General features: G+C 44.7%; 28 protein-coding genes and 1 riboswitch. Of the genes, 20 read left to right on the top strand and 8 right to left on the bottom strand.

Going from position 1 to position 23,065, the window contains the following annotated elements:
* Nucleotides 1-7: 7 nt before the first annotated feature.
* The 3 genes from NST22_RS06210 to spx all read left to right on the top strand — a co-directional run bounded on the left by NST22_RS06210 (nucleotide 8) and on the right by spx (nucleotide 2,543).
* Nucleotides 8-1,225 carry an MFS transporter gene (locus NST22_RS06210; protein ID WP_010886478.1) on the top strand — a complete coding sequence of 406 codons (1,218 nt, stop codon included), beginning with the start codon at nucleotides 8-10 and terminating at the stop codon, nucleotides 1,223-1,225.
* Nucleotides 1,226-1,388: 163 nt separating this feature from the next.
* Nucleotides 1,389-1,967 carry a GNAT family N-acetyltransferase gene (locus NST22_RS06215; protein WP_003244921.1) on the top strand — a complete coding sequence of 193 codons (579 nt, stop codon included), beginning with the start codon at nucleotides 1,389-1,391 and terminating at the stop codon, nucleotides 1,965-1,967.
* 180 nt (nucleotides 1,968-2,147) lie between these two features.
* Nucleotides 2,148-2,543 (top strand): transcriptional regulator Spx, encoded by a 396-nt coding sequence (gene spx / locus NST22_RS06220; protein WP_003245483.1) that lies wholly within the window; start codon nucleotides 2,148-2,150, stop codon nucleotides 2,541-2,543.
* 42 nt (nucleotides 2,544-2,585) lie between these two features.
* Here spx and NST22_RS06225 read toward each other — a convergent pair whose 3' ends face one another.
* On the bottom strand, nucleotides 2,586-3,242 hold the full coding sequence (locus tag NST22_RS06225) for a TerC family protein (RefSeq protein ID WP_003232944.1): 657 nt from the start codon (nucleotides 3,240-3,242) through the stop codon (nucleotides 2,586-2,588).
* A 169-nt stretch (nucleotides 3,243-3,411) separates the two neighbouring features.
* Between NST22_RS06225 and NST22_RS06230 the strand changes: the two genes are divergently transcribed.
* Both NST22_RS06230 and mecA read left to right on the top strand, forming a co-directional pair.
* The gene (locus tag NST22_RS06230) at nucleotides 3,412-3,552 is read left to right on the top strand and encodes a hypothetical protein (RefSeq protein ID WP_119122854.1); all 141 of its coding nucleotides are present in this window, start codon (nucleotides 3,412-3,414) and stop codon (nucleotides 3,550-3,552) included.
* Entirely contained in the window at nucleotides 3,519-4,175 is a 657-nt protein-coding gene (gene mecA, locus NST22_RS06235) for an adaptor protein MecA (RefSeq protein ID WP_003245194.1), read from the top strand. Before NST22_RS06230 ends, mecA begins: the two co-directional genes overlap by 34 nt.
* Here mecA and NST22_RS06240 read toward each other — a convergent pair.
* Entirely contained in the window at nucleotides 4,170-4,292 is a 123-nt protein-coding gene (locus NST22_RS06240; RefSeq protein WP_003245684.1) for a hypothetical protein, read from the bottom strand. The genes mecA and NST22_RS06240 overlap by 6 nt on opposite strands.
* 43 nt (nucleotides 4,293-4,335) lie before the next feature.
* Between NST22_RS06240 and coiA the strand changes: the two genes are divergently transcribed.
* Both coiA and pepF read left to right on the top strand, forming a co-directional pair.
* Complete coding sequence (gene coiA, locus NST22_RS06245) at nucleotides 4,336-5,487, top strand: competence protein CoiA (RefSeq protein WP_003245839.1); 1,152 nt, start codon at nucleotides 4,336-4,338, stop codon at nucleotides 5,485-5,487.
* Nucleotides 5,488-5,716: 229 nt separating this feature from the next.
* A complete protein-coding gene (pepF, locus tag NST22_RS06250; protein ID WP_003245178.1) occupies nucleotides 5,717-7,546 on the top strand; it encodes an oligoendopeptidase F in 1,830 nt (609 codons plus the stop codon).
* A gap of 37 nt (nucleotides 7,547-7,583) precedes the next feature.
* Here the strand turns inward: pepF and NST22_RS06255 are convergent, their stop codons facing one another.
* The 5 genes from NST22_RS06255 to NST22_RS06275 form a co-directional block, all read right to left on the bottom strand.
* Nucleotides 7,584-7,751: a hypothetical protein gene (locus NST22_RS06255; protein WP_003244944.1), complete on the bottom strand. Its 168-nt coding sequence runs from the start codon at nucleotides 7,749-7,751 to the stop codon at nucleotides 7,584-7,586.
* 313 nt (nucleotides 7,752-8,064) lie between these two features.
* Nucleotides 8,065-8,964, bottom strand: coding sequence for a protease adaptor protein SpxH (gene spxH / locus NST22_RS06260; RefSeq protein WP_003245184.1), 900 nt, complete (start codon nucleotides 8,962-8,964; stop codon nucleotides 8,065-8,067).
* A complete protein-coding gene (locus NST22_RS06265) occupies nucleotides 8,961-9,359 on the bottom strand; it encodes a group 2 truncated hemoglobin YjbI (protein WP_003232928.1) in 399 nt (132 codons plus the stop codon). Before NST22_RS06265 ends, spxH begins: the two co-directional genes overlap by 4 nt.
* A 254-nt stretch (nucleotides 9,360-9,613) precedes the next feature.
* Nucleotides 9,614-10,348 carry a bifunctional muramidase/murein lytic transglycosylase gene (cwlQ, locus tag NST22_RS06270; RefSeq protein WP_003245645.1) on the bottom strand — a complete coding sequence of 245 codons (735 nt, stop codon included), beginning with the start codon at nucleotides 10,346-10,348 and terminating at the stop codon, nucleotides 9,614-9,616.
* A gap of 14 nt (nucleotides 10,349-10,362) precedes the next feature.
* A complete protein-coding gene (locus NST22_RS06275) occupies nucleotides 10,363-10,935 on the bottom strand; it encodes a CYTH domain-containing protein (RefSeq protein ID WP_003232924.1) in 573 nt (190 codons plus the stop codon).
* 124 nt (nucleotides 10,936-11,059) lie between these two features.
* On the opposite strand from NST22_RS06275, the gene NST22_RS06280 reads away from it, so the two are divergent.
* Genes NST22_RS06280 through NST22_RS06295 form a run of 4 tightly spaced genes read left to right on the top strand, consistent with a single transcriptional unit; the run spans nucleotide 11,060 to nucleotide 13,825 of the window.
* A complete protein-coding gene (locus NST22_RS06280; protein WP_003232922.1) occupies nucleotides 11,060-11,428 on the top strand; it encodes a hypothetical protein in 369 nt (122 codons plus the stop codon).
* 28 nt (nucleotides 11,429-11,456) lie between these two features.
* Nucleotides 11,457-12,092 (top strand): GTP diphosphokinase, encoded by a 636-nt coding sequence (gene yjbM, locus NST22_RS06285; protein ID WP_003245294.1) that lies wholly within the window; start codon nucleotides 11,457-11,459, stop codon nucleotides 12,090-12,092.
* 18 nt (nucleotides 12,093-12,110) lie between these two features.
* Nucleotides 12,111-12,911 carry an NAD kinase gene (locus NST22_RS06290; protein ID WP_003232918.1) on the top strand — a complete coding sequence of 267 codons (801 nt, stop codon included), beginning with the start codon at nucleotides 12,111-12,113 and terminating at the stop codon, nucleotides 12,909-12,911.
* A gap of 14 nt (nucleotides 12,912-12,925) precedes the next feature.
* Nucleotides 12,926-13,825 (top strand): RluA family pseudouridine synthase, encoded by a 900-nt coding sequence (locus NST22_RS06295; RefSeq protein WP_003244860.1) that lies wholly within the window; start codon nucleotides 12,926-12,928, stop codon nucleotides 13,823-13,825.
* Between the two features lie 12 nt (nucleotides 13,826-13,837).
* On the opposite strand, the gene prpE is transcribed toward NST22_RS06295, so the two are convergent.
* A complete protein-coding gene (gene prpE, locus NST22_RS06300) occupies nucleotides 13,838-14,572 on the bottom strand; it encodes a bis(5'-nucleosyl)-tetraphosphatase PrpE (RefSeq protein ID WP_003244765.1) in 735 nt (244 codons plus the stop codon).
* A gap of 234 nt (nucleotides 14,573-14,806) precedes the next feature.
* Here prpE and NST22_RS06305 point away from each other — a divergent pair, with 234 nt between their 5' ends.
* The 9 genes from NST22_RS06305 (at nucleotide 14,807) to fabI (ending at nucleotide 23,015) form a co-directional block, all read left to right on the top strand.
* Nucleotides 14,807-16,651 carry a monovalent cation:proton antiporter family protein gene (locus tag NST22_RS06305; protein ID WP_003232910.1) on the top strand — a complete coding sequence of 615 codons (1,845 nt, stop codon included), beginning with the start codon at nucleotides 14,807-14,809 and terminating at the stop codon, nucleotides 16,649-16,651.
* Between the two features lie 61 nt (nucleotides 16,652-16,712).
* Nucleotides 16,713-16,821, top strand: a riboswitch (TPP riboswitch).
* Nucleotides 16,822-16,899: 78 nt separating this feature from the next.
* A complete protein-coding gene (gene tenA, locus NST22_RS06310; protein ID WP_003232909.1) occupies nucleotides 16,900-17,610 on the top strand; it encodes a thiaminase II in 711 nt (236 codons plus the stop codon).
* Complete coding sequence (tenI, locus tag NST22_RS06315) at nucleotides 17,585-18,202, top strand: thiazole tautomerase TenI (RefSeq protein ID WP_003232908.1); 618 nt, start codon at nucleotides 17,585-17,587, stop codon at nucleotides 18,200-18,202. The genes tenA and tenI overlap by 26 nt, the downstream gene beginning before the upstream one ends.
* On the top strand, nucleotides 18,186-19,295 hold the full coding sequence (gene thiO / locus NST22_RS06320) for a glycine oxidase ThiO (protein WP_003245044.1): 1,110 nt from the start codon (nucleotides 18,186-18,188) through the stop codon (nucleotides 19,293-19,295). The genes tenI and thiO overlap by 17 nt, the downstream gene beginning before the upstream one ends.
* Nucleotides 19,295-19,495, top strand: a complete 201-nt coding sequence (gene thiS, locus NST22_RS06325) for a sulfur carrier protein ThiS (protein WP_010886482.1) — start codon at nucleotides 19,295-19,297, stop codon at nucleotides 19,493-19,495. The genes thiO and thiS overlap by 1 nt, the downstream gene beginning before the upstream one ends.
* Complete coding sequence (gene thiG / locus NST22_RS06330) at nucleotides 19,492-20,262, top strand: thiazole synthase (RefSeq protein ID WP_010886483.1); 771 nt, start codon at nucleotides 19,492-19,494, stop codon at nucleotides 20,260-20,262. Before thiS ends, thiG begins: the two co-directional genes overlap by 4 nt.
* Nucleotides 20,259-21,269: a thiazole biosynthesis adenylyltransferase ThiF gene (gene thiF / locus NST22_RS06335; RefSeq protein ID WP_003245868.1), complete on the top strand. Its 1,011-nt coding sequence runs from the start codon at nucleotides 20,259-20,261 to the stop codon at nucleotides 21,267-21,269. The genes thiG and thiF overlap by 4 nt, the downstream gene beginning before the upstream one ends.
* A gap of 18 nt (nucleotides 21,270-21,287) precedes the next feature.
* Nucleotides 21,288-22,103, top strand: coding sequence for a bifunctional hydroxymethylpyrimidine kinase/phosphomethylpyrimidine kinase (gene thiD, locus NST22_RS06340; protein WP_003245050.1), 816 nt, complete (start codon nucleotides 21,288-21,290; stop codon nucleotides 22,101-22,103).
* A 135-nt stretch (nucleotides 22,104-22,238) separates the two neighbouring features.
* On the top strand, nucleotides 22,239-23,015 hold the full coding sequence (gene fabI / locus NST22_RS06345; protein WP_003232896.1) for an enoyl-ACP reductase FabI: 777 nt from the start codon (nucleotides 22,239-22,241) through the stop codon (nucleotides 23,013-23,015).
* Nucleotides 23,016-23,065 lie beyond the last annotated feature (50 nt).

The raw sequence follows: 23,065 nt of genomic DNA on the forward strand, positions 1-23,065 counted from the left end.
AAATACGATTCAATTTCTGCATAACAAAAATGTTTTTGCGCTATTGCTGTCTCAATCTTTTCAATCTTTAGCAGGAGTCCTCGTCACAATCGTTTTAATGGTCCGGATCTATCAAATGACTGACTCCGTTTTTTTGGCGGGCCTTATTTTATCGTTCATGTCGTTTGCGAGTATAGCAGCAAGCTTTTGCGTCTCTCCGGTGCTTCGCATTCTCGGTTTTAAAAAGGTGCTTGCGGGAGCGAATCTGCTGAGAGCGGTCTTTATTATACTGATGGCATACAGCGTCACTCATCACGGACAGGCATTCTTTTGGATTACGCTGCTGTTTGTGTTTTGTTTTTCCTTCGCGGGCGCTTTTTTTCAGCCGGCAAGATTTGCGCTGCTGCCGATTATTGTTCCAAAGAAGCAATATGTAAAAGCGAATGGTGTGATCTCCCTCTCGAATCAATTGTTCTTAACAGCAGGCTGGGGCCTTGGAGGCCTTCTGACGTACGCCGTCCCTTTTGAACTCGTTGTCGGCGCTGCCATTTGCCTGTTTGTTCTATCGGGAGCTTCCATCAGTGTGCTGCATGTAAATGAAGAAGAGGCTGCAGGAACTGCTGAAACAGCATCTGTCAGAAGTATATGGAAGGATTTAATGATCATCCCTATTGTAAGAGACATTACTGTAATGGACATGTTAGAAGCTTTGGCGGGTTCCGTATGGTCATCTGCTATTCTCCTCGCATTTACTGCGGCTGTTTTGCATGAAACAGAGGTGTGGTGGGGGATGTTTAACGCTTCCTATTTTATAGGCGCAATTGTCGGCAGTGTGATTGCTATTCGTTTTTCTTCTTTTTTTGAGCGGAATATGGGCTATGCCATTATGTTCAGCTCGCTTGTAATGTCGGCGCTGACCCTTTTGTTTTCATTTTCTCCAGTCCCATTTTTATGCGCTCTGGCTTGTGCTGCAATGGGGCCTTTTTATCAGGTGCGTGATATTTGCCAGGAAACCATGCTGCAGGAAGTTATTCCCGAGCAGAAACGAATCGGAATCATGGCTGCAAAAAATGCGATTTTGACTCCTTGGTCAGGCGTCACCTACTCCATTATGGGGCTAGTGGCTGATGCTGCTGGTGCGAAAATAGCTTTTATCGCGGCTGCTGCATTATATATCATGACATTTCTGATTGCACTGGCGCAGCCCCGTCTGGTTCATTACAGGCGAGAAAATCGAGTTCAATGAGAAACACTTCAAAATGAACGGAGCAGCTGGCTCCGTTTTGCTGAAAAAAAAATGAAACCATGGCGGAAGTTCGCACGTCTTTATAGATGTAAGGCTGTTTAAACAAGAAGAAATGGGGTATATCTAAAAGTATGAAGACAACGAACTCATAAGGAGCAAATCAATGAACTGGTATGAAAAGCTTAGCGAGTACTTTCCAATTGAAGAAATGAAATCAAAAGCGCATATGGAAGCTCTTCTGAAAGAGCGAAGCGATATTTATCATAAAGATGAAGGCAAACATCATATTTTAATGTTTGCGGAATTCGATTCTTTTATCTTCGTTGATTATCTGTATGTGTCTAAGGATGCAAGAGGGCAGGGGCTTGGCGGCAAATTGATCGCGAAGCTGAAAAAGAAAAATAAGCCCATATTGCTCGAGGTGGAACCTGTGGATGAAGATGATACTGATACAGAAAAACGCCTGAGGTTTTATCAAAGAGAGCATTTCAAGCATGCTCAGTCAATTGGGTACCGGCGCCGGTCATTGGCTACGAATGAAGTAAACAAGATGGAGATTCTGTACTGGTCACCAAAAACAGAATCAGAAGAAGAAATTCTTGAAGCCATGAAACAGACATATGAAAACATTCATACTTATAAAGATGAGAAATGGTACGGAGAATCGTACGAAAAAACGGATGAGGTCTTGGAAATCATCGATGAAGAAAAACAAAAAAATATTTTCGATCAGTTAAGCTAATTGAGAATAAGAACATATCATGAACATTAAAAATTTGCTGGATTGACACATTTTTTTCTTAGGATACTGTTCACACTTACTTTTTTATAGTATAATACCTGTAAAGATTCCTTTTTTAGAGTAATTTCAATTTAAGAATAAAATAGATGTTCATCCTACTAATTAGAGGAGTGAAGATGAATGGTTACACTATACACATCACCAAGCTGTACTTCATGCAGAAAGGCGAGAGCGTGGCTCGAGGAGCACGAGATTCCATTTGTAGAAAGAAACATTTTCTCTGAACCTTTATCAATTGATGAAATAAAACAAATTCTTCGAATGACTGAGGACGGAACAGATGAAATCATCTCAACCCGTTCAAAAGTATTCCAAAAACTGAATGTGAACGTTGAATCTATGCCGCTGCAAGATTTGTACCGCTTGATCAACGAGCATCCAGGTTTGCTTCGCCGTCCGATCATCATTGACGAAAAACGTTTGCAGGTCGGATATAACGAAGACGAAATCAGACGTTTCCTGCCAAGAAAAGTTCGCTCTTTCCAATTAAGAGAAGCACAGCGTTTGGCAAACTAATAGATCGTATCATCAAAAGAAGGCTGAGTCATCAGCCTTCTTTTATTTTTCAACCTGCTGGTAATAAATGCTCGCAAGGATGACAAACGCAACCGTCAAAATGGGGAGGAGCGTTTCGACTGTGCCGTGCTGCGCCATAAAAAGCGACAGCTTTTTGTCTCTGACAATCATTTCTCCGCCAGTATAAGCAAGCAGCCCGCTTCCCGCGTAAATCAGAAGCGGTATTTTCTCTAGTGCAATATGGATGAGTTTGCTGCCCCAAATAATAACCGGAACCGATACACACAATCCTATAACAACGAGAGAAAACTCACCGTGTGAAGCTCCCGCAACTGCGATGACGTTGTCCAGCGACATAAAGAGATCTGCAAGCACAATCGTTCGTATCGCTCTCCACAGGGAGGTGCTGCTTTTAATGTGTTTCGTGTCTTTTTTTTCAATCAGCAGCTGATATCCTAAATACAGCAGGAAAATTCCGCCGGCGCACTGCAAGAACGGAATGTTCAAAAGATATACTGCTGCACTTGTTAATCCGATTCTCATGGCAACGGCAATAAATGTTCCGAGAATAATGGCTTGCTGTCTTTGCTTGTCCGGCAAATGTCTGCTGGCCATGGCAATAACAACCGCGTTATCTCCGCCGAGGATCAGGTCAATCCCAACAATGACGAGCAGAGAAATCAGATAGTCATGCTCCATGAAGCGGCACCTCGCTTTCAGTCCTTCGCTTGTACTACTACTATATGAGACAGGTCATATTTTATGATATCAGCCGCCTGATCTGCCGTTTTTTAGGCAAAGGTGCATTTTTATTTCTTTTGTGACTGTTTTATCATAAAATAGAAATACAAAGGAATTCACACTGGCCTTGGTTAAGGTTAAGATGTGGACGGAATGGGTAAAGTGTAGTAAAGTACAATTAATCGGGAGCTTAGATGTCCCTTCAACATCTTATATAGAAGGGAAGGTTGGCAAATGGAAATTGAAAGAATTAACGAGCATACAGTAAAATTTTATATGTCTTACGGAGATATTGAAGATCGCGGTTTTGACAGAGAAGAAATTTGGTATAACCGTGAGCGCAGTGAAGAACTTTTCTGGGAAGTCATGGATGAAGTTCATGAAGAAGAGGAATTCGCTGTGGAAGGCCCACTTTGGATTCAAGTTCAGGCACTGGACAAAGGATTAGAAATCATCGTCACAAAAGCCCAGCTTTCCAAAGACGGACAAAAGCTCGAACTGCCGATTCCTGAGGATAAAAAGCAAGAACCAGCATCTGAGGATCTTGACGCCTTGCTGGATGATTTCCAGAAAGAAGAGCAAGCCGTCAATCAGGAAGAGAAGGAGCAAAAGCTTCAATTTGTCTTGCGATTTGGCGATTTTGAGGATGTTATTTCTCTATCTAAATTGAACGTTAACGGAAGCAAAACGACTTTATATTCGTTTGAGAACCGATATTATTTATATGTAGATTTTTGCAATATGACTGATGAAGAGGTTGAAAATCAGCTAAGCATCCTGCTGGAGTACGCAACTGAATCCTCAATCAGCATACACCGTCTTGAAGAGTACGGCAAGCTGATTATTTCAGAGCATGCTCTAGAAACGATAAAAAAACACTTTGCATCATAGCAAACCGATTTCCTTCCGGAAATCGGTTTTTTTTATGCACGAAAATGCCATTTTAGAGATGTGAAAAATCAAAAACATATAGACAAGCAGAAAATACAGCGAACAGGAGTTGATCATCTTTTCCAGAAAGTATACTTCATCTGGAAAGGAGAGATGACAATTGTTTAGTGCTGTGACTGAAGACGGCCAAATGTTTCACCTTCTAGGCGCTCAGCAAAACCAGAAATTAAAGCGGAGACGGTTCTTCTGTCCGGTATGCGGGGGAGAGCTAGCTGTGAAGCTCGGACTTCAAAAAGCGCCGCATTTTGCCCATAAACAGAACAAGTCCTGCGCCATAGACATCGAGCCGGAAAGCGCCTACCACTTAGAAGGAAAAAGACAGCTGTATGTATGGCTGAAAACGCAACGGGCTTCACCAATATTGGAGCCGTATATAAGGACAATCAACCAAAGACCGGACGTCATGGCAAGAATCAAGGAGCATATGCTTGCTGTTGAATATCAATGCGCCACTATCGCTCCAGATGTCTTTCAAAAGCGGACAGAGGGCTTCAAACAAGAAGGAATCATCCCGCAGTGGATTATGGGATACAGCCGCTTAAAACGGACTGCTTCGTCCTTTTATCAGCTTTCAACTTTTCATTGGCAGTTTATCAATGCAAGTCCATACAGAGAACTGATATGTTATTGTCCTGAAAGGCGTTCTTTTCTCCGGCTCAGCCACATCATTCCATTCTACACAAACCATTCTTATTCCTCAGTCCAAACGATCCCTATCCATCGGGCAGGTGCAGGCGATCTTTTTTTCACTGAACCGAAACCCTCAATTCAATATTCAGGCTGGACGAAAGCGATTCACCGTTTTCGCCATAAACCCCATCGGTTTAACTCAAAGGAAACAAATCGCCTTAGGCTGCTGTTTTATGAGAAACGACAGACGCCTTTTTCTTTTCTGCCGACTGAAGTGTTTGTTCCTGTTAGAAAAGGGGCAGTTTTTAAGAGTCCGGTTTTTGTGTGGCAGGGGTTTCTTTATTTGTTTATGACGGATCTTGGAGGTAAACGTGCGCCAATTCGTTTTTCAGCCGTTTTGCAGCAGTGCAAACTGCACATTCATAATAAGAACATTGCACTCAGGTCCGAATGCAGCGAAGAGTGTCTTTCAGAAGCGGTTAAACAGTATATTGATTTTTTGTGCAAGAAGGGATTTTTAAGGGAGACTCAGAAAGAAGTATATGTGCTGAATCAGCCTGCAGGAGGCATACACTCCATGCAGGATCTCATAGAAAGAGACCGCAGCTGTTTTATAGAATGAGTTTGTCTTATTTGGCTCACCCTAAGACAAAGGTGGTGGGCAGGCTGTGAAAGGCACAAAAGGAAAGGTTTTTCGTGTTTTTACTGCTTTTTTGGCATTCGTTCTCTTCATTACTGCATATGATTTGACAAAAGGCAGTGAAAAACCGGAAGATATTCACAACACAAGTTTATTGAGAAACAGCTGTTTTTTCAATTGGCTTGAATCAAAGAAGACGAGGGGGATCACCATGGCTGAGGAAAAAAAAGCAAACCAACTGCCTGACAGAAGTGAGGTAAAGGCAGAAGACACATGGAGACTTGAGGATATTTTTCCTAGTGATGAGGCCTGGAATAAAGAATTTCAAGCTGTAAAAGAATTAATTCCGAATTTATCTAAGTATAAAGGAAAGCTGGCAGATTCAGCTGATCATTTATACGAGGCTCTTACGTATCAAGATAAAGTGATGGAGCGGCTAGGTAGGCTGTACACATATGCGCATATGCGCTCTGACCAGGATACTGGGAACTCCTTTTACCAGGGGCTGAATGACAAGGCGGGAAACCTGTATACACAGGCCGCAAGCGCGACAGCTTATTTGGTTCCGGAGATTTTATCCATAGAAGAAGACAAACTGCAGCAGTTCATTCTTGAAAAAGAAGAATTGAAGCTGTACTCTCATGCGATTGAGGAGATTACAAAGGAACGTCCGCATGTGCTGAGCGAGAAGGAAGAGGCGCTGCTTGCTGAAGCCTCCGAGGTACTGGGGTCATCTTCAAATACATTCAGCGTGTTAAATAACGCAGATATAACGTTTCCATCCATTAAAGACGAAGATGGGAATGAAAAACAGATCACTCACGGCAACTTTATTAATTTCTTGGAAAGTGAAAACCGTGAAGTCCGCAAAAATGCGTTTGACGCAGTGTATAAAACGTACGGACAATATAAAAACACAATGGCCACGACGCTAAGCGGCACTGTGAAAAAGGACAACTTCTACGCGAGAGTGAAAAAGTACAAGTCCGCGCGTGAGGCTGCGCTTTCTAACAACAGTATTCCTGAGGAAGTATACGATAACCTTGTTAAGACGATTAATAAGCATTTGCCGCTCCTGCACCGCTATATTGCGCTAAGAAAGAAAGTGCTTGAGCTTGATGAAGTGCATATCTATGACCTGTATACACCGCTTGTGAAAGATGCTGGGATGAAGGTGACATACGAGGAAGCCAAAGATTACATGCTGAAAGGCCTCGCACCTTTAGGGGAAGAATATGCCTCTATCCTAAAAGAAGGACTGGAAAACCGCTGGGTGGACGTTTACGAAAATAAAGGCAAACGCAATGGGGCTTATTCATCAGGAGCTTACGGCACGAATCCGTATATTTTGATGAACTGGCATAATAACGTCAATAATCTCTTTACGCTCGTGCACGAGTTTGGACATTCCGTACACAGCTACTATACGAGAAAGCACCAGCCTTATCCATACGGCAATTACAGCATCTTTGTCGCGGAAGTTGCCTCTACGACAAATGAAGCGCTCCTTGGCGAATATTTGCTGAACAATTTAGAGGATGAAAAACAGCGCTTATATATTCTCAACCATATGCTTGAGGGCTTCAGGGGAACGGTCTTCAGACAAACGATGTTCGCTGAATTTGAACATCTGATTCATACAAAGGCGCAAGAAGGCGAGCCGCTTACACCTGAGCTTCTGACAAATGTCTATTACGACCTGAATAAAAAGTATTTTGGAGACGGCATGGTGATTGATAAGGAAATCGGCCTTGAATGGTCGCGTATTCCGCACTTCTATTACAATTACTATGTGTATCAGTATGCGACAGGTTACAGCGCTGCCCAAGCATTAAGCAGCCAGATTTTGAAGGAAGGAAAGCCGGCGGTTGACCGTTATATTGACTTCCTGAAAGCGGGAAGCTCACAATACCCGATTGATGTCCTGAAAAAAGCGGGTGTTGATATGACGTCTCCAGAGCCAATCGAAGCCGCGTGCAAAATGTTTGAAGAAAAACTTGATGAAATGGAAGAGCTGCTGATGAAAGTCAAGCAGTCTTAAAAAAGTAAGCCTGTGCGGAAATGACGCACAGGCTTTTTTAAAACCCTTTAAAGGTTTTCCGGTGATTCAAGCGGTAGAGGGTAAACAAAATAGACAGAAACAGCAGAGGAGAGGTAATATAAAGCGGCAGCATATGCATCATGCCTAAGATATTCAAGCAGAAAAAAACAGCAATGCACACAATTGAGATCAAAGTAGACATCATGGCGGTCCTCCTCGTCCTTTTTCCTTATAAGGATATGAGTGAATGCACTTCGTTATGTTTTGTGACAAAAATATGAACATTAAGCATAGAGGTTGTCAAAAGTCGACATCTTTTGTTATCATAAGGATGTGAAATTGATCACAAACAAACATTACCCCTTTGTTTGACCGTGAAAAATTTCTCCCATCCCCTTTGTTGTCGTTAAGACATATGAAACCGCGCTTATCCCGGCGCGGTTTCTTTAGTGCTAAAAATGGAACGTACGTTTGGTTATGGCATAAAAAAACAGCCTCAAGCATATGCACGCCTGCGGCTATTTTTCACATGATTGATATTCATCAGAATAAGTGCTGAGAGACTTCCAAAACATTCCGTGTTTGGCTTCCACTTTGGCAACCTTTTTAGCAAACGCCAGTTTTTTCATTTCTTTTTCTACCTCTTCAAGGCTCAGGTCATATACAAGAGCAATTTCCTTCGAGGCAACGAAGCGGAAATATTCAATAAAACATTCTAAAGGCGGTGTTTCCGACGGCTTCGGCTCGTCGCCAAGCATCTCAAATAAAATTTCTTCATATACATCATATGAGTAGCTGCCAGGAACTTTAAGCCCTTCATCCTCATGCTGCGTATTAAAAAACGTCAGTGTCGGATTAACAGAAACATCCATCTCGGCAGCAATTTTCATGTCACATTGAAGCGCCTTGACCGCGCTTTGAGAATGCAGATCTTTTTTGAATTCTTCAAGATCGAGACTTGTATTTTCAGCAATCTCCAAAAGCACGTTTTCATCCGTAATATTTTTCTTTGAAACAAATAGGCTCTCCTGCATATTTCTGAGAAATTGCATGCCGGCTTTTCGTCCTTGCAGTTCGGCTGCTTTAAAAGCGAGAGCAGCCATATAAGGCGATGAAAGCGGCTGATCCTGTTCGAACCAGACATTGCCGTCACATGACATGCCAGAGCGGCTCGCGATCTTTTCCCATGCTTCTGCGAGAAGATGCTTTTTTCGCTTTTTATTTAAAGCGGTAAGGCTTGCGGAAGCGATAATGCGTAAGGTGAAAAAACGTCCGTATCTGATTTTCAGCTTTTTGATGACGGGCTCTAAGGACCAGCATTCAGGACATAAAGGGTCTACAAACATATAAATTTCAAGCGGTTTTTTTGGATGACCGTGGCAATGGGCGAAGTATAGCTCATGCTGATAGTTTGTCAAGATGATCGATCCTCCGCTTCCGTTTGATTCACCATATGCCTTGCTGTCAACTCCAGCCGGCCAAACAAAAACTCACGAATTTCGCCCTCCAGCCCTACATGGTCCATTGCGTCCTTCATACAGCTGAGCCACGCATCAGCTCTCTCGTTTGTAATTGGAAAGGGAAGATGCCTTGCTCTGAGCATAGGATGGCCGTGTTCCTCAGTATAAAGAGGAGGCCCGCCTAAATACTGAGTTAAGAATTGCTTCTGTTTCCTGGCGGTTTCTGTCAAATCGCTTGGAAAAATCGGCTTCAGCAAAGGATGAGACGCGACACGCTCATAAAAAGTATCAACAAGTTGCGATAGAAGTTCCTCTCCAATCGCTTCATAAGGTGCGTTAAACGATTGTCCCATGTTGACTACTCCTTTAAATATGGCTAATAGGAATCATAAATCCTATTGCAAAAAGTAATTTTCTGTATTTCATTGTTTCATCTAGATTTATTTTAGCAACAAGGCATCATTTCTACAAACAAACTGCCTTTTATGCGTTTGATGACTCATTTCGGCTGACAGCCGGGGTTTGTATTTCATATCATATCACATAAAAATCAGGAATGCGTAAGATTTCACTTCGCAAAAAAACCAGAGGGAAAGAGCACCTCTGGTTACGCGTAATAAACTGAAGTTATTTTTTTTACATAGTTTTGCGTTTCTTGGAAAGGAGGAATGCCTCCGTATCGGTCAACATTCCCCGGTCCGGCGTTGTAAGCCGCTAATGCCATAGACACATTGCCGTCGTATTTATCCAGCATTTGTTTTAAATATTTCGTTCCGCCCTCCACATTTTGCTGCGGATCAAGCGGATTGGAAACGCCAAGTGAGCTTGCTGTTGACGGCATCAGCTGCATGAGGCCCATCGCACCTGCTCCGCTGACCGCTTTTGCATTAAAGCCTGATTCCTGTTTGATGACGGCGCGGATCAGTTTTTCATCAACGCCATATTTATCAGCGGCTTTTTTAATCGCACTGTCAATAGAGAAGTCTCCCGAACGGATCTGATTTGCTTCATGTTTGTTTGAAGCTGAATCTGCAACAGCTGTTTCAGTGCTTTCTGCCGCTTTTGTGACTGAACCTGAATTGCTGCTCGTATATGAGTTAAGCCCATACGCTGAAAGCAGTGACGGCGCTGTTGTATTCGCGCTGTTCAGCATGCTGAGCGGGCTTGGCGATGAAGAAGGTGCTGATTGCTGAGATGTCAGACCGTTTGTATATTGGCTGAGCAAAGAACTGAAACTTGAAAGCGGGCTTTCCGTATTCTGAGTGTCCGAGCTGCTGCGTGCATTAGATATGGACTGTAATGCCTGAAGCTGAAGTAATGCTGCCCAATTCGTTACATTCACGATGTCATTCCACCTTATATAGACTTTCGTTTTTCTTCATAAAAACGCAGAATTTTATTTTTGGTTTCGCGCTGAGGAATGCTGAATTGCTGAAGCAGCTTTTCGAAGGCTTGTCTGCCCTCATGCCAATCCGCCGCCTCAAATTCAATTTCATAGTCCTCTTTATTTAAATATCGGCTGTGGTCTAAAACTATTAAGCCTTTTTCTGTTTCTTTTTCCGCACGGTTTGTTGCTAAAGATCCAAAGTATTGTATGGCATCCGTATCGATCTGAAGCTTGTGCAGCTGGTCCTTCACAGGGCCCTCGGGAACTGAAAATCCAGCGAGATCTGATACCTCTGAAAGCTGCTGGTGCGTTTCCAGAAGCCCCACATCAGCCGGCTCCTTTAATGTAAGGACATACTTTCCGTTTTTTCTGCGGATACGAAGCGCAGCATGTTTTTGTTTCAGCGCGAAGCTGTCTGTATCAAAATAATGATTCTTTTGATCTGTAAAATCTTTTTCTGTCAGCTGGAGTGCCGATGCTATGTTTTTGAATTCTTGTTTGGTCAGCATGTTTTTAAATTCGATTTCAATCTCTTGGCTCATGATGCTCTTCCTTTCCGCCCTGTAAATCTTATTTTTACTATTATCTCTTTAGATGTTAGGTTTATCAATATCGAGCTCGATATGATAAAATGAATCTGTACTTTGTTTAAAAAAGGAGAGCATTATGCAAAACAGAATCGAAATTTTGAATGCAACATTATCGGATGATCAGCTTCGCCTTGCCTGTCAGACAGAAGGAAACGAAGCGGAACGCAAGCCGTCAGGTCAAATGCTTGTTGATTCTGACCACTTTGCTTTTGTATACATACTTGAATTAGCTGATTCTTTTGAATATGTCATTATAAAGGAACATGTATGGCCGGAACTGAAGCAGGCCCATGCACAAAAAATACCGGTTGTTTTAGAGGCAGGAGACCAAACAATTGAACTGGCAGGCCTGCATGAGGAGCTGGAATATCTTTTAGAAAATATAAAAGATAATGCAAACTATGGAGAAGAAATGGAAGAAAAAGTGAAACGCGTGTTTTTATAGAAACTGGTTCGGAATTGGGGGATGTATGATGGATGACAAACAATGGGAGCGTTTTTTAGTGCCGTACCGCCAGGCTGTCGAAGAGTTGAAAGTGAAGCTCAAGGGGATCCGCACACTATATGAATACGAGGACGACCATTCACCGATCGAATTTGTGACCGGACGCGTCAAGCCTGTGGCGAGCATACTTGAAAAAGCGAGACGGAAAAGCATACCGCTGCATGAAATTGAAACCATGCAGGACATTGCTGGCCTTAGAATCATGTGCCAATTTGTCGATGACATCCAAATCGTAAAAGAGATGCTTTTTGCCAGAAAAGATTTCACCGTTGTGGATCAGAGGGATTATATTGCGGAACATAAAGAGAGCGGATACCGATCATACCATCTTGTTGTGCTGTACCCTTTGCAGACGGTATCCGGAGAAAAGCATGTTCTCGTAGAAATACAGATCCGTACACTGGCGATGAATTTTTGGGCGACCATTGAACATTCATTGAATTATAAATACAGCGGAAACATTCCTGAAAAAGTAAAACTAAGGCTTCAGCGCGCTTCTGAAGCGGCTTCCCGGCTTGATGAAGAGATGTCGGAGATCAGGGGTGAAGTACAGGAAGCTCAAGCTGCCTTTTCAAGAAAGAAAAAAGGAAGCGAGCAACAATAGGTAAAGGGGAAGAAGAGCATGAAATTTGCCGTATCATCAAAAGGAGATCAAGTTTCTGATACGCTGAAAAGCAAAATACAGGCGTATTTATTGGATTTTGATATGGAACTGGATGAAAATGAACCGGAAATCGTTATTTCAGTCGGAGGCGACGGAACGCTTTTGTATGCTTTTCACAGATACAGCGACCGTTTGGACAAAACAGCATTTGTCGGCGTTCACACAGGTCATCTGGGTTTTTATGCCGACTGGGTTCCTCATGAAATTGAAAAACTTGTTCTTGCCATCGCGAAAACGCCGTATCATACAGTCGAATATCCGCTTCTCGAAGTCATTGTGACCTATCACGAAAACGAGCGGGAAGAAAGATACTTAGCTTTGAATGAATGTACGATTAAAAGCATCGAAGGAAGCCTTGTTGCTGATGTGGAAATCAAAGGGCAGCTCTTTGAAACCTTCCGGGGCGACGGCCTCTGCCTGTCAACTCCATCAGGCAGCACAGCCTACAATAAGGCGCTGGGCGGAGCGATTATCCATCCGTCTATCAGGGCGATCCAGCTTGCGGAAATGGCTTCAATTAATAACCGCGTGTTCCGTACGGTCGGGTCACCTCTGCTTCTCCCATCCCATCATGATTGCATGATTAAGCCGAGAAACGAAGTTGACTTTCAAGTGACGATTGACCATTTAACCCTTCTCCATAAGGATGTAAAGTCGATCCGCTGCCAAGTTGCATCCGAAAAAGTGCGGTTTGCGAGATTCCGTCCGTTTCCATTTTGGAAAAGAGTCCAGGATTCGTTTATTGGAAAAGGTGAATAGAAAGAGGACATATCGTGGAGCATTTTTTTATCAGAAAGAACATTACTTCCGCTGAGGACGGGATGACTGTAAAAGAATATGCCGGTGAACTGGGAATTTCGAAACGTCTGCTGACCGATATTAAGTTTGGCGGGGGAGACCTGCAGATTAACGGTGAGCATGTGACGGTCAAATACGTTTTGAAAGAGGGAGATCTTCTTATCGTGAAGTTTCCTGAGGAGCAGGTGAGCGAGACGCTGTTGGCAGAGCCTGTTCCGCTCGATATCCTTTATGAGGATGAACATGTGCTTGTGATAAACAAGCAGCCGTATGTGTCATCAATCCCTTCGAGAGAGCACCCCTCCGGCAGCATTGCCAATGGAATTATTGATCATTATCAAACAACCGGAGTGAGGGCGACAGTTCATCTTGTCACCCGGTTAGACCGGGATACATCAGGTATCATGCTTGTTGCCAAGCATCGATTTGCCCACTCCATTTTATCGTCTGCGCAAAAAAACGGCCTTGTGAAACGCCGGTATGCGGCAGTGGTTCACGGGCGGATGGCACAGATGGAGGGAACAGTCGATGCTCCGATTGGCAGACATCCTGACAGTATTATTGAACGGACGGTAACGCCAGACGGCCAGAAGGCTGTTACTCATTTTTACGTCACATGTGCAAATGATGACATGACCTCGGTGGCATTGCAGCTTGAGACTGGACGAACCCATCAAATTCGTGTTCATATGAGCTATCTCGGGCACCCGTTGTGCGGCGATACACTGTACGGCGGAACGAGACAGGAAATTGGCCGGCAGGCTCTGCACAGCGAGCATCTTTCGTTTATCCATCCGCTGACACAGGAGAACATGAGGTTTCATGCTCCACTGCCTCAGGACATGAGCAAACTGATAAAAGGAGAGAATCATTGATTCTCTCCTTTTTTATATGGGGCGAAATCTTGATTCGTCGTAAGGCAGGGAGCTTGGAACAGAGACGGTTTCTATTTCTGGAAAGCGAAAGCCTGTCAGTTGATTTCCGAACACGCAGCCTGTATCAATGTTGATGGTGCGATTGACCTTCCGAGGCTCTTTCACAGGTGTATGACCGTATACCACCCAAGCCTTTCCGTTATAGGCTGCCGCCCAATCACGCCTGATGGGTCTGCCGTCCGGATATGTTTCACCCGTCACGTCACCGTAAAGCACAAAGTCCTTCACTCTGCGGGTATATTTGCCGATATCGTCAGCTCTTATGCCAGCATGGGCGACAACTAATTCTCCATTATGTAAGATGTCGTAAAGCGGCGCTGTTTCGTACAGCTTCATAAACTGTTCGCTGACTGATTTTTTCTCATCTTTGGAAAGTTCCTCAAGCTCTGCCGCTGTTGTTTCGAGACCATGCATCACTTTTACCGGATTTCCTTTTAAGTAACGATATAATTTATTGCAATGGTTTCCCGGGACATAACGCACAGCGCCTTTTTCGTAAGCGCCGGCTACAAATCGGATGACCTCTATCGATTTGGGCCCTCTGTCAGTTAAATCTCCGGCAAAAACAAGCACCCTGCCTTCTTCATGGACAGGTACTCCATTTTTGATTGTATAGCCAAGCTTTTGGATTAATGCAGTCATTTCGTCATAGCAGCCATGAATATCGCTGATGATATCGTAAGCCATGCGGTCTCCTCCTTACCGATTGTTTTATTTATTATGAAGCAAAGTGTTGTGAGTCATCACAAGCTTTTATGTGCAAATTATAGAAGAAGAATCATTTTCTAAACAGGATTAAGACCTTATCACTTTATTTTTCATCATCACCCTTGTTAAAATCGCGTTATGTTTTTTAAAAATGAGGTTTTGTTCTCTGAGTGAGAACTAGCATAACCCTGACTTAAAAAGGAGGTTCTGATTATGGCGCATACATCTGTCGCATCTTTAGTTGTTGTACTTATCGTTGCATTTTTGACACCCATCCTTTTGCATCGGTTTAAACTCAGCATCCCGGTTGTTGTTGCTGAAATCATTATGGGGCTGATAATTGGGAAAAGCGGCCTTAATTTAGTTGTGGAGGGTGACACCTGGCTCCAGACACTCTCTATGCTCGGATTTATCTTTTTAATGTTTTTAAGCGGGCTTGAAATTGATTTTTCGTCGTTTGAGAAAGGAAAGAAAAAGCAGTTCCTGCCGAATGGCAAGGAAGCGCCGAATACGTTTGCTGCGGCATCTGTTATTTTCGTCGGTATTTTTATTTTATCATTGCTCTTGTCCTATGGGTTCGTCTTGGCCGGATTTATCCAAAATGCATTTTTGATGACCCTGATTATTTCAACGATTTCATTAGGCGTTGTCGTTCCAACATTAAAAGAAGAACGGATCATGAATTCGAATATCGGGCAGATTATTTTGCTTGTTGCTGTTATTGCTGATTTGGCCACGATGATTCTTCTTGCTGTTTTTTCTTCTTTATACGGAGAGGACAGCGGAAACATGTGGCTCCTGATGATTCTGTTTGCGGCCGGAGTGGTGCTTTACTTTTTCGGCCGGGTCTTCAAACATCGCTCTTTTGTTCAATCCATGTCAAAAGGGACGATCCAGATCGGGACGCGTGCCATTTTTACGTTAATCATTGTACTCGTTGCCCTGTCTGAATCACTTGGGGCGGAAAATATTCTCGGCGCTTTCTTAGCGGGGGTTCTTGTTTCCCTGCTTTCGCCAAACAAAGAACTTGTTCAGCAGCTGGACTCATTCGGTTATGGGTTCTTAATACCGATTTTCTTCGTGATGGTCGGTGTGAAGCTTGATATTTGGACTCTTTTCCAGGATAAAACAATTTTAATCATGATTCCGCTCCTGCTGCTTGCGCTGTTAGTCAGCAAAATCATTCCTGTCATGTACTTAAAGAAGTGGTATGATAACCGAACCATTTTCGCGTCTGGTTTCCTGCTGACATCAACGCTTTCGCTCGTGATTGCTGCTGCAACAATCGGCCAGCAGCTTCACGTGATCAGTACAAATATGTCAGGAGCGCTAATTTTAGTAGCCGTCATTGCAAGTATTTTTACGCCGATCTGTTTTAAAAAATTATACAAACGGGAAGAGCAGCCGGAGGAGAAAAAGACGATTACGTTCATTGGCGCCAATCAAATGACTTTGCCTGTCACACTCGAATTGCCAGAGGAAGAGTATGACGTGCGTGTTGTACACGTCTACCAAGAGAATGCGGAGGAAAAGCTGTCAGAATCAGTGTTTGCTGTTGAAACAATTTCTGACTATGAACACGAGACGCTTGAATCACTCGGCATTTTTGAAACGGATATCCTCGTTGTGGCGACAGGAAATGAAGATATGAATGCAGACATTGCATTACTTGCAAAAGATAAAGGCACAGAAAGAGTCATTGCAAGCGTAGGATCACCGGAGCATGAAGCAGCTCTGAAGGAGCAGGGAATCAGCATCTTTTCTATTCTGCTGTCGACAAAAACGCTGCTTCGCGCACTGATTGAAGCGCCTGGCGTCATGAAGCTGCTCACGAACCAAGAGTCTTCGCTGTATCAAATTAATATGGAGAACAGTAAATATGATGGTGTCATTTTACGGGAATTCCCTTTAACAGGTGACGTCATCTTTGTCAGGATCTTCAGAGGTGTGGACAGCATCGTTCCTCATGGGGATACGAGGCTGAAACTTGGAGACCGTTTAATTGTCACCGGATCTCGGGGGTACGTAACGGATCTTAAGAAAACATTGGAAGGATAAATCTTGACCAAATAAGGATTCGTGTTAATATAGAGGTGCAGAACAATTCAATATGTATTCGTTTAACCACTAGGGGTGTCCTTCATAAGGGCTGAGATAAAAGTGTGACTTTTAGACCCTCATAACTTGAACAGGTTCAGACCTGCGTAGGGAAGTGGAGCGGTATTTGTGTTATTTTACTATGCCAATTCCAAACCACTTTTCCTTGCGGGAAAGTGGTTTTTTTATTTTCAGAGGGGGAATGATTTGTGAAGTTTTCAGAAGAATGCCGCAGTGCAGCCGCAGAATGGTGGGAGGGGAGCTTTGTCCATCCGTTCGTTCAAGGAATCGGTGACGGAACGCTTCCGATTGACCGTTTTAAATACTACGTACTTCAGGATTCCTATTATTTAACGCATTTTGCAAAGGTGCAGTCATTTGGTGCCGCTTATGCGAAGGATCTTTATACAACGGGGCGGATGGCAAGCCATGCCCAAGGTACATATGAGGCGGAAATGGCGCTTCATCGCGAGTTTGCCGAGCTGTTGGAAATCAGCGAGGAAGAGCGTAAGGCGTTTAAGCCGTCTCCTACGGCGTACTCTTATACATCCCATATGTACCGTTCGGTTTTGAGCGGGAATTTCGCAGAAATCTTAGCGGCCCTGCTGCCATGCTATTGGCTCTATTACGAGGTTGGTGAGAAATTGCTGCATTGTGATCCGGGGCATCCAATTTATCAGAAGTGGATTGGCACATATGGCGGTGATTGGTTTAGACAACAGGTCGAGGAGCAAATCAACCGCTTTGATGAGCTGGCGGAAAACAGCACGGAGGAAGTGCGTGCCAAGATGAAAGAGAATTTTGTCATCTCCAGCTACTATGAATATCAATTTTGGGGAATGGCCTATCGAAAAGAAGGCTGGTCTGACAGCGCCATAAAAGAGGTGGAGGAATGTGGAGCTTCACGCCATAACGGATGACAGCAAGCCGGTAGAAGAGCTAGCGAGAATCATCATTACGATTCAGAATGAAGTTGATTTTATTCACATTCGGGAACGCTCAAAATCGGCGGCGGATATTTTGAAACTGCTCGATCTTATTTTTGAAGGCGGTATAGATAAACGAAAATTGGTGATGAACGGGCGCGTGGATATTGCACTTTTCTCTACTATTCACCGCGTGCAGCTGCCAAGCGGCAGCTTTTCACCGAAGCAGATCAGAGCCAGATTTCCACACCTTCATATCGGGAGGTCGGTGCATTCACTGGAGGAAGCGGTTCAAGCAGAAAAGGAAGACGCGGACTACGTGCTGTTCGGCCATGTGTTTGAAACGGATTGCAAAAAGGGTCTTGAAGGCAGAGGAGTATCTTTGCTGTCAGATATCAAACAGCGGATTTCCATCCCGGTTATAGCCATCGGGGGGATGACGCCGGACAGGTTAAGAGACGTAAAACAAGCAGGGGCAGACGGCATTGCTGTTATGTCAGGAATTTTCTCTTCCGCTGAACCTTTGGAAGCAGCCAGACGATATTCCCGCAAGCTAAAGGAGATGCGCTATGAAAAGGCATTATGAAGCAGTGGTGATTGGAGGCGGAATTATCGGTTCCGCAATTGCTTATTATTTGGCAAAGGAAAACAAAAACACCGCATTGTTTGAAAGCGGAACAATGGGCGGCAGAACGACAAGTGCCGCTGCCGGAATGCTGGGCGCCCATGCCGAATGCGAGGAACGTGACGCGTTTTTTGATTTCGCTATGCACAGTCAGCGTCTGTACAAAGGTCTTGGAGAAGAGCTTTATGCATTATCCGGTGTGGATATCAGGCAGCATAACGGCGGTATGTTTAAGCTTGCATTTTCTGAAGAAGATGTGCTGCAGCTGAGACAGATGGACGATTTGGACTCTGTCAGCTGGTATTCAAAAGAAGAGGTGTTAGAAAAAGAGCCGTATGCGTCTGGTGACATCTTTGGTGCATCTTTTATTCAGGATGATGTGCATGTGGAGCCTTATTTTGTTTGCAAGGCATATGTGAAAGCAGCAAAAATGCTTGGGGCGGAGATTTTTGAGCATACGCCCGTCCTGCATGTCGAACGTGACGGTGAAGCCCTGTTCATCAAGACCCCTAGCGGAGACGTATGGGCTAATCATGTTGTCGTTGCCAGCGGGGTGTGGAGCGGAATGTTTTTTAAACAGCTTGGACTGAACAATGCTTTTCTCCCTGTAAAAGGGGAGTGCCTGTCCGTTTGGAATGATGATATCCCGCTGACAAAAACGCTTTACCATGATCACTGCTATATCGTACCGAGAAAAAGCGGAAGACTGGTTGTCGGCGCGACAATGAAGCCGGGGGACTGGAGTGAAACACCGGATCTTGGCGGATTGGAATCTGTTATGAAAAAAGCAAAAACGATGCTGCCGGCTATACAGAATATGAAGGTGGATCGTTTTTGGGCGGGACTCCGTCCGGGAACAAAGGATGGAAAACCGTACATCGGCAGACATCCTGAGGACAGCCGTATTTTATTTGCGGCTGGCCATTTCAGAAACGGGATCCTGCTTGCTCCCGCAACGGGCGCTTTGATCAGTGATCTCATCATGAATAAAGAGGTCAACCAAGACTGGCTGCACGCATTCCGAATTGATCGCAAGGAGGCGGTTCAGATATGATGCTACAGCTGAACGGTAAAGACGTGAAGTGGAAAAAAGACACAGGTACAATTCAAGACCTGCTGGCGTCGTATCAGCTTGAAAATAAAATCGTTATCGTGGAAAGAAATAAAGAAATAATCGGGAAAGAACGCTATCACGAGGTTGAGCTTTGTGATCGTGATGTCATTGAAATTGTCCATTTTGTAGGAGGCGGATGAGCATGTTAACAATTGGCGGAAAATCATTTCAATCAAGATTGCTGCTGGGCACGGGGAAATACCCATCGTTTGACATTCAAAAGGAAGCAGTAGCTGTTTCTGAGTCTGATATTTTAACATTTGCTGTAAGGAGAATGAACATTTTTGAAGCATCTCAGCCGAATTTTCTGGAACAGCTTGATTTATCCAAATATACGCTTTTGCCGAATACAGCGGGCGCCAGTACTGCTGAAGAAGCGGTTCGGATTGCAAGGCTGGCGAAAGCTTCAGGCCTTTGTGACATGATTAAAGTTGAAGTCATCGGATGCAGCCGTTCCTTGCTGCCTGACCCTGTTGAGACATTAAAAGCGTCTGAACAGCTTCTTGAAGAAGGCTTTATTGTGCTCCCGTACACGTCGGATGACGTTGTGCTGGCGAGAAAGCTGGAAGAGCTCGGCGTTCATGCCATCATGCCGGGTGCATCTCCGATTGGATCAGGACAAGGAATCTTAAATCCTTTGAATCTGTCGTTTATTATTGAACAGGCGAAAGTACCGGTCATCGTGGATGCGGGAATCGGCTCGCCTAAAGATGCGGCATACGCAATGGAGCTTGGAGCGGATGGCGTACTGCTCAATACGGCTGTATCTGGCGCTGACGATCCCGTGAAAATGGCTCGTGCCATGAAGCTCGCAGTGGAAGCAGGGCGCCTTTCTTATGAGGCGGGCCGAATCCCGCTTAAGCAATACGGAACGGCAAGCAGTCCGGGAGAAGGTCTTCCTGTATGACAGGCAGGTATTCAAGGCAGGAGCTGTTTGCTCCGATCGGCCCATCCGGCCAGAAAAAATTGAAAGAAGCGCGCGCCGTGATTATCGGCGCCGGCGCGCTCGGAACAGCCAGTGCAGAAATGCTGGTGAGAGCGGGAGTCGGCTCTGTGAAAATTGCCGACAGAGATTATGTTGAATGGAGCAACCTCCAGCGCCAGCAGCTTTATACAGAAGATGATGTCAAAAAAGAAATGCCGAAAGCAGCCGCTGCGGAGCGCCGTCTCCGTTCGATTAACAGCGATGTTGATGTGACCGGCCTTGTCATGGATGTGACAGCAGAAAATATCTTCGAGCTGATTAGGGATGCATCGATTATTGTGGATGCGGCTGATAATTTTGAAACCCGCCTGATCGTAAATGATGCTGCGGTAAAGGAAGGGATTCCTTTTCTTTACGGTGCCTGTGTAGGGAGCTACGGTCTTACCTTTACCGTGGTGCCGGGTTCTACTCCTTGCCTGCATTGCTTGCTCGATGCACTTCCGATTGGCGGAGCAACATGTGACACAGCTGGCATCATCAGTCCGGCTGTTTTGCAGGTAGCAGTCTTTCAGGTAACAGATGCACTGAAACTGCTGACGGGAGAGGAGTGCGAGCCGGTGCTGCGCTCCTTTGATTTGTGGAAAAACGAGCGGTCAGAAGTGAGAGCGGCCAGTCTCAAACATGACGCATGCCCAAGCTGCGGCACAAAGGATTTTCCGTTTTTGTCTTATGAAAATCAAACAAAAGCGGCTGTATTGTGCGGCAGGAACACGGTGCAGATCAGATCATCTATTACGAAAGAAGCGGATCTTGAAGCGCTTGCCGGTCAGCTGAGGCAGGCCGGGCTTGAAGTAGCTGCGAACCCGTATTTAATTTCCTGCCGCTCGGATGATATGAAAATGGTGCTGTTCCGGGACGGCAGAGCTTTGATCCATGGAACAAATGATATTGCCCGGGCAAAATCCATTTATCATAAATGGATTGGGTAATAAAAGGAGTGTAGTGTAATGAGTATATATAAAGCATTGACAATCGCCGGATCAGATTCAGGCGGCGGCGCAGGGATACAGGCTGATATTAAAACCTTTCAAGAGCTTGATGTATTCGGAATGTCTGCGATTACGGCGGTAACCGCTCAAAATACGCTTGGCGTTCACGGGGTGCATCCGCTGACTGTAGAGACGTTGAGACAGCAAATTGACGCTGTTGCTGAGGATTTGAGACCGGATGCAGTTAAGACGGGAATGCTCTGGAATGCCGACATGATTGAAGAAGTGGCAAGAAAAATTGACGAGTACGGATTCAATCGTGTAATTGTTGATCCGGTTATGATCGCAAAGGGCGGGGCATCCTTGCTGCGTGATGAGTCAGTTGCCACCTTAAAGGAGTTGCTCATTCCAAGAAGCTACGCGATTACGCCGAATGTCCCGGAAGCAGAAACGCTGACAGGAATGACAATCAGCTCGCTGGATGACCGGAAAAAAGCAGCGGAGCAGCTCGTCAAGATGGGTGCGCAGCATGTCATTATCAAAGGCGGGCACCAGCCTGAGGACAATCACATTACTGACCTTCTTTTTGATGGCAGCATGTTTATGCAAATCACCCATCCTTATATCAATACGAAGCATACGCATGGCACAGGCTGCACCTTTGCTGCGGCTTTAACGGCCCAAACGGCTAAAGGAGACAGCATCCATCAGGCATTTGAGGTTGCGGCCAACTTTGTCCGTGAAGCGGTGGAAAATACGCTCGGCATCGGATCGGGACACGGGCCGACAAACCATTTCGCTTTTAAACGAAACAGCTTAAATACAAGCCGATGAGATCACCAGCTGATGGTGATCTCTTTTGCGTTTGCTACGGTATGCGCTTTTCATCTGGACAAGGTTATGATATGATAGGAATTAAGATCAGGTACTAATACTATGTCTTTATTAAATATAGGAGGCTTTATACATATGAATTTTTCACTTGAAGGCCGTAACATTGTTGTGATGGGGGTAGCCAACAAACGCAGCATCGCCTGGGGCATTGCGCGTTCTTTACATGAAGCGGGTGCACGTTTGATTTTCACATACGCTGGTGAACGCCTGGAGAAATCCGTTCACGAGCTTGCCGGAACATTAGACCGCAACGATTCCATCATCCTCCCTTGCGATGTTACAAACGACGCAGAAATCGAAACTTGCTTCGCAAGCATTAAGGAGCAGGTCGGTGTAATCCACGGTATCGCGCATTGTATCGCGTTTGCCAACAAAGAAGAGCTTGTCGGCGAGTACTTAAACACAAATCGTGACGGCTTCCTTTTGGCTCATAACATCAGCTCATATTCTCTGACTGCTGTTGTCAAAGCGGCACGTCCGATGATGACTGAAGGCGGAAGCATTGTCACTTTGACGTACCTTGGCGGAGAGCTTGTGATGCCAAACTACAACGTCATGGGTGTAGCAAAAGCTTCTCTTGATGCAAGTGTGAAATATTTAGCTGCTGACTTAGGAAAAGAAAATATCCGCGTCAACAGCATTTCTGCCGGCCCGATCAGAACATTATCTGCTAAAGGCATCAGCGATTTCAACTCTATCTTAAAAGACATCGAAGAGCGTGCACCGCTTCGCCGCACGACAACACCTGAAGAAGTGGGCGATACAGCTGCGTTCTTGTTCAGCGATATGTCCCGCGGGATTACAGGTGAAAATCTTCACGTTGATTCTGGTTTCCATATCACTGCCCGCTAAGCAGGATCTATATCAAGCAATCCCGAATAGGGATTGCTTTTTTATTTCTT

This window comes from Bacillus sp. PS237, assembly GCF_037963345.1.
GTDB classification, from domain to species: domain Bacteria; phylum Bacillota; class Bacilli; order Bacillales; family Bacillaceae; genus Bacillus; species Bacillus subtilis.

Bases quoted from the DNA above. Each gene is read 5' to 3' on its own strand.
- NST22_RS06215 (WP_003244921.1), top strand. From the start codon at position 1,389: ATGAACTGGTATGAAAAGCTTAGCGAGTACTTTCCAATTGAAGAAATG.
- spx (WP_003245483.1), top strand. From the start codon at position 2,148: ATGGTTACACTATACACATCACCAAGCTGTACTTCATGCAGAAAGGCG.
- NST22_RS06225 (WP_003232944.1), bottom strand. From the start codon at position 3,242: ATGGAGCATGACTATCTGATTTCTCTGCTCGTCATTGTTGGGATTGAC.
- mecA (WP_003245194.1), top strand. From the start codon at position 3,519: ATGGAAATTGAAAGAATTAACGAGCATACAGTAAAATTTTATATGTCT.
- NST22_RS06240 (WP_003245684.1), bottom strand. From the start codon at position 4,292: ATGATCAACTCCTGTTCGCTGTATTTTCTGCTTGTCTATATGTTTTTG.
- pepF (WP_003245178.1), top strand. From the start codon at position 5,717: ATGGCTGAGGAAAAAAAAGCAAACCAACTGCCTGACAGAAGTGAGGTA.
- NST22_RS06255 (WP_003244944.1), bottom strand. From the start codon at position 7,751: ATGATGTCTACTTTGATCTCAATTGTGTGCATTGCTGTTTTTTTCTGC.
- NST22_RS06265 (WP_003232928.1), bottom strand. From the start codon at position 9,359: ATGGGACAATCGTTTAACGCACCTTATGAAGCGATTGGAGAGGAACTT.
- NST22_RS06275 (WP_003232924.1), bottom strand. From the start codon at position 10,935: ATGAGCCAAGAGATTGAAATCGAATTTAAAAACATGCTGACCAAACAA.
- NST22_RS06280 (WP_003232922.1), top strand. From the start codon at position 11,060: ATGCAAAACAGAATCGAAATTTTGAATGCAACATTATCGGATGATCAG.
- yjbM (WP_003245294.1), top strand. From the start codon at position 11,457: ATGGATGACAAACAATGGGAGCGTTTTTTAGTGCCGTACCGCCAGGCT.
- NST22_RS06290 (WP_003232918.1), top strand. From the start codon at position 12,111: ATGAAATTTGCCGTATCATCAAAAGGAGATCAAGTTTCTGATACGCTG.
- prpE (WP_003244765.1), bottom strand. From the start codon at position 14,572: ATGGCTTACGATATCATCAGCGATATTCATGGCTGCTATGACGAAATG.
- NST22_RS06305 (WP_003232910.1), top strand. From the start codon at position 14,807: ATGGCGCATACATCTGTCGCATCTTTAGTTGTTGTACTTATCGTTGCA.
- thiO (WP_003245044.1), top strand. From the start codon at position 18,186: ATGAAAAGGCATTATGAAGCAGTGGTGATTGGAGGCGGAATTATCGGT.
- thiS (WP_010886482.1), top strand. From the start codon at position 19,295: ATGCTACAGCTGAACGGTAAAGACGTGAAGTGGAAAAAAGACACAGGT.
- thiG (WP_010886483.1), top strand. From the start codon at position 19,492: ATGAGCATGTTAACAATTGGCGGAAAATCATTTCAATCAAGATTGCTG.
- thiF (WP_003245868.1), top strand. From the start codon at position 20,259: ATGACAGGCAGGTATTCAAGGCAGGAGCTGTTTGCTCCGATCGGCCCA.
- thiD (WP_003245050.1), top strand. From the start codon at position 21,288: ATGAGTATATATAAAGCATTGACAATCGCCGGATCAGATTCAGGCGGC.
- fabI (WP_003232896.1), top strand. From the start codon at position 22,239: ATGAATTTTTCACTTGAAGGCCGTAACATTGTTGTGATGGGGGTAGCC.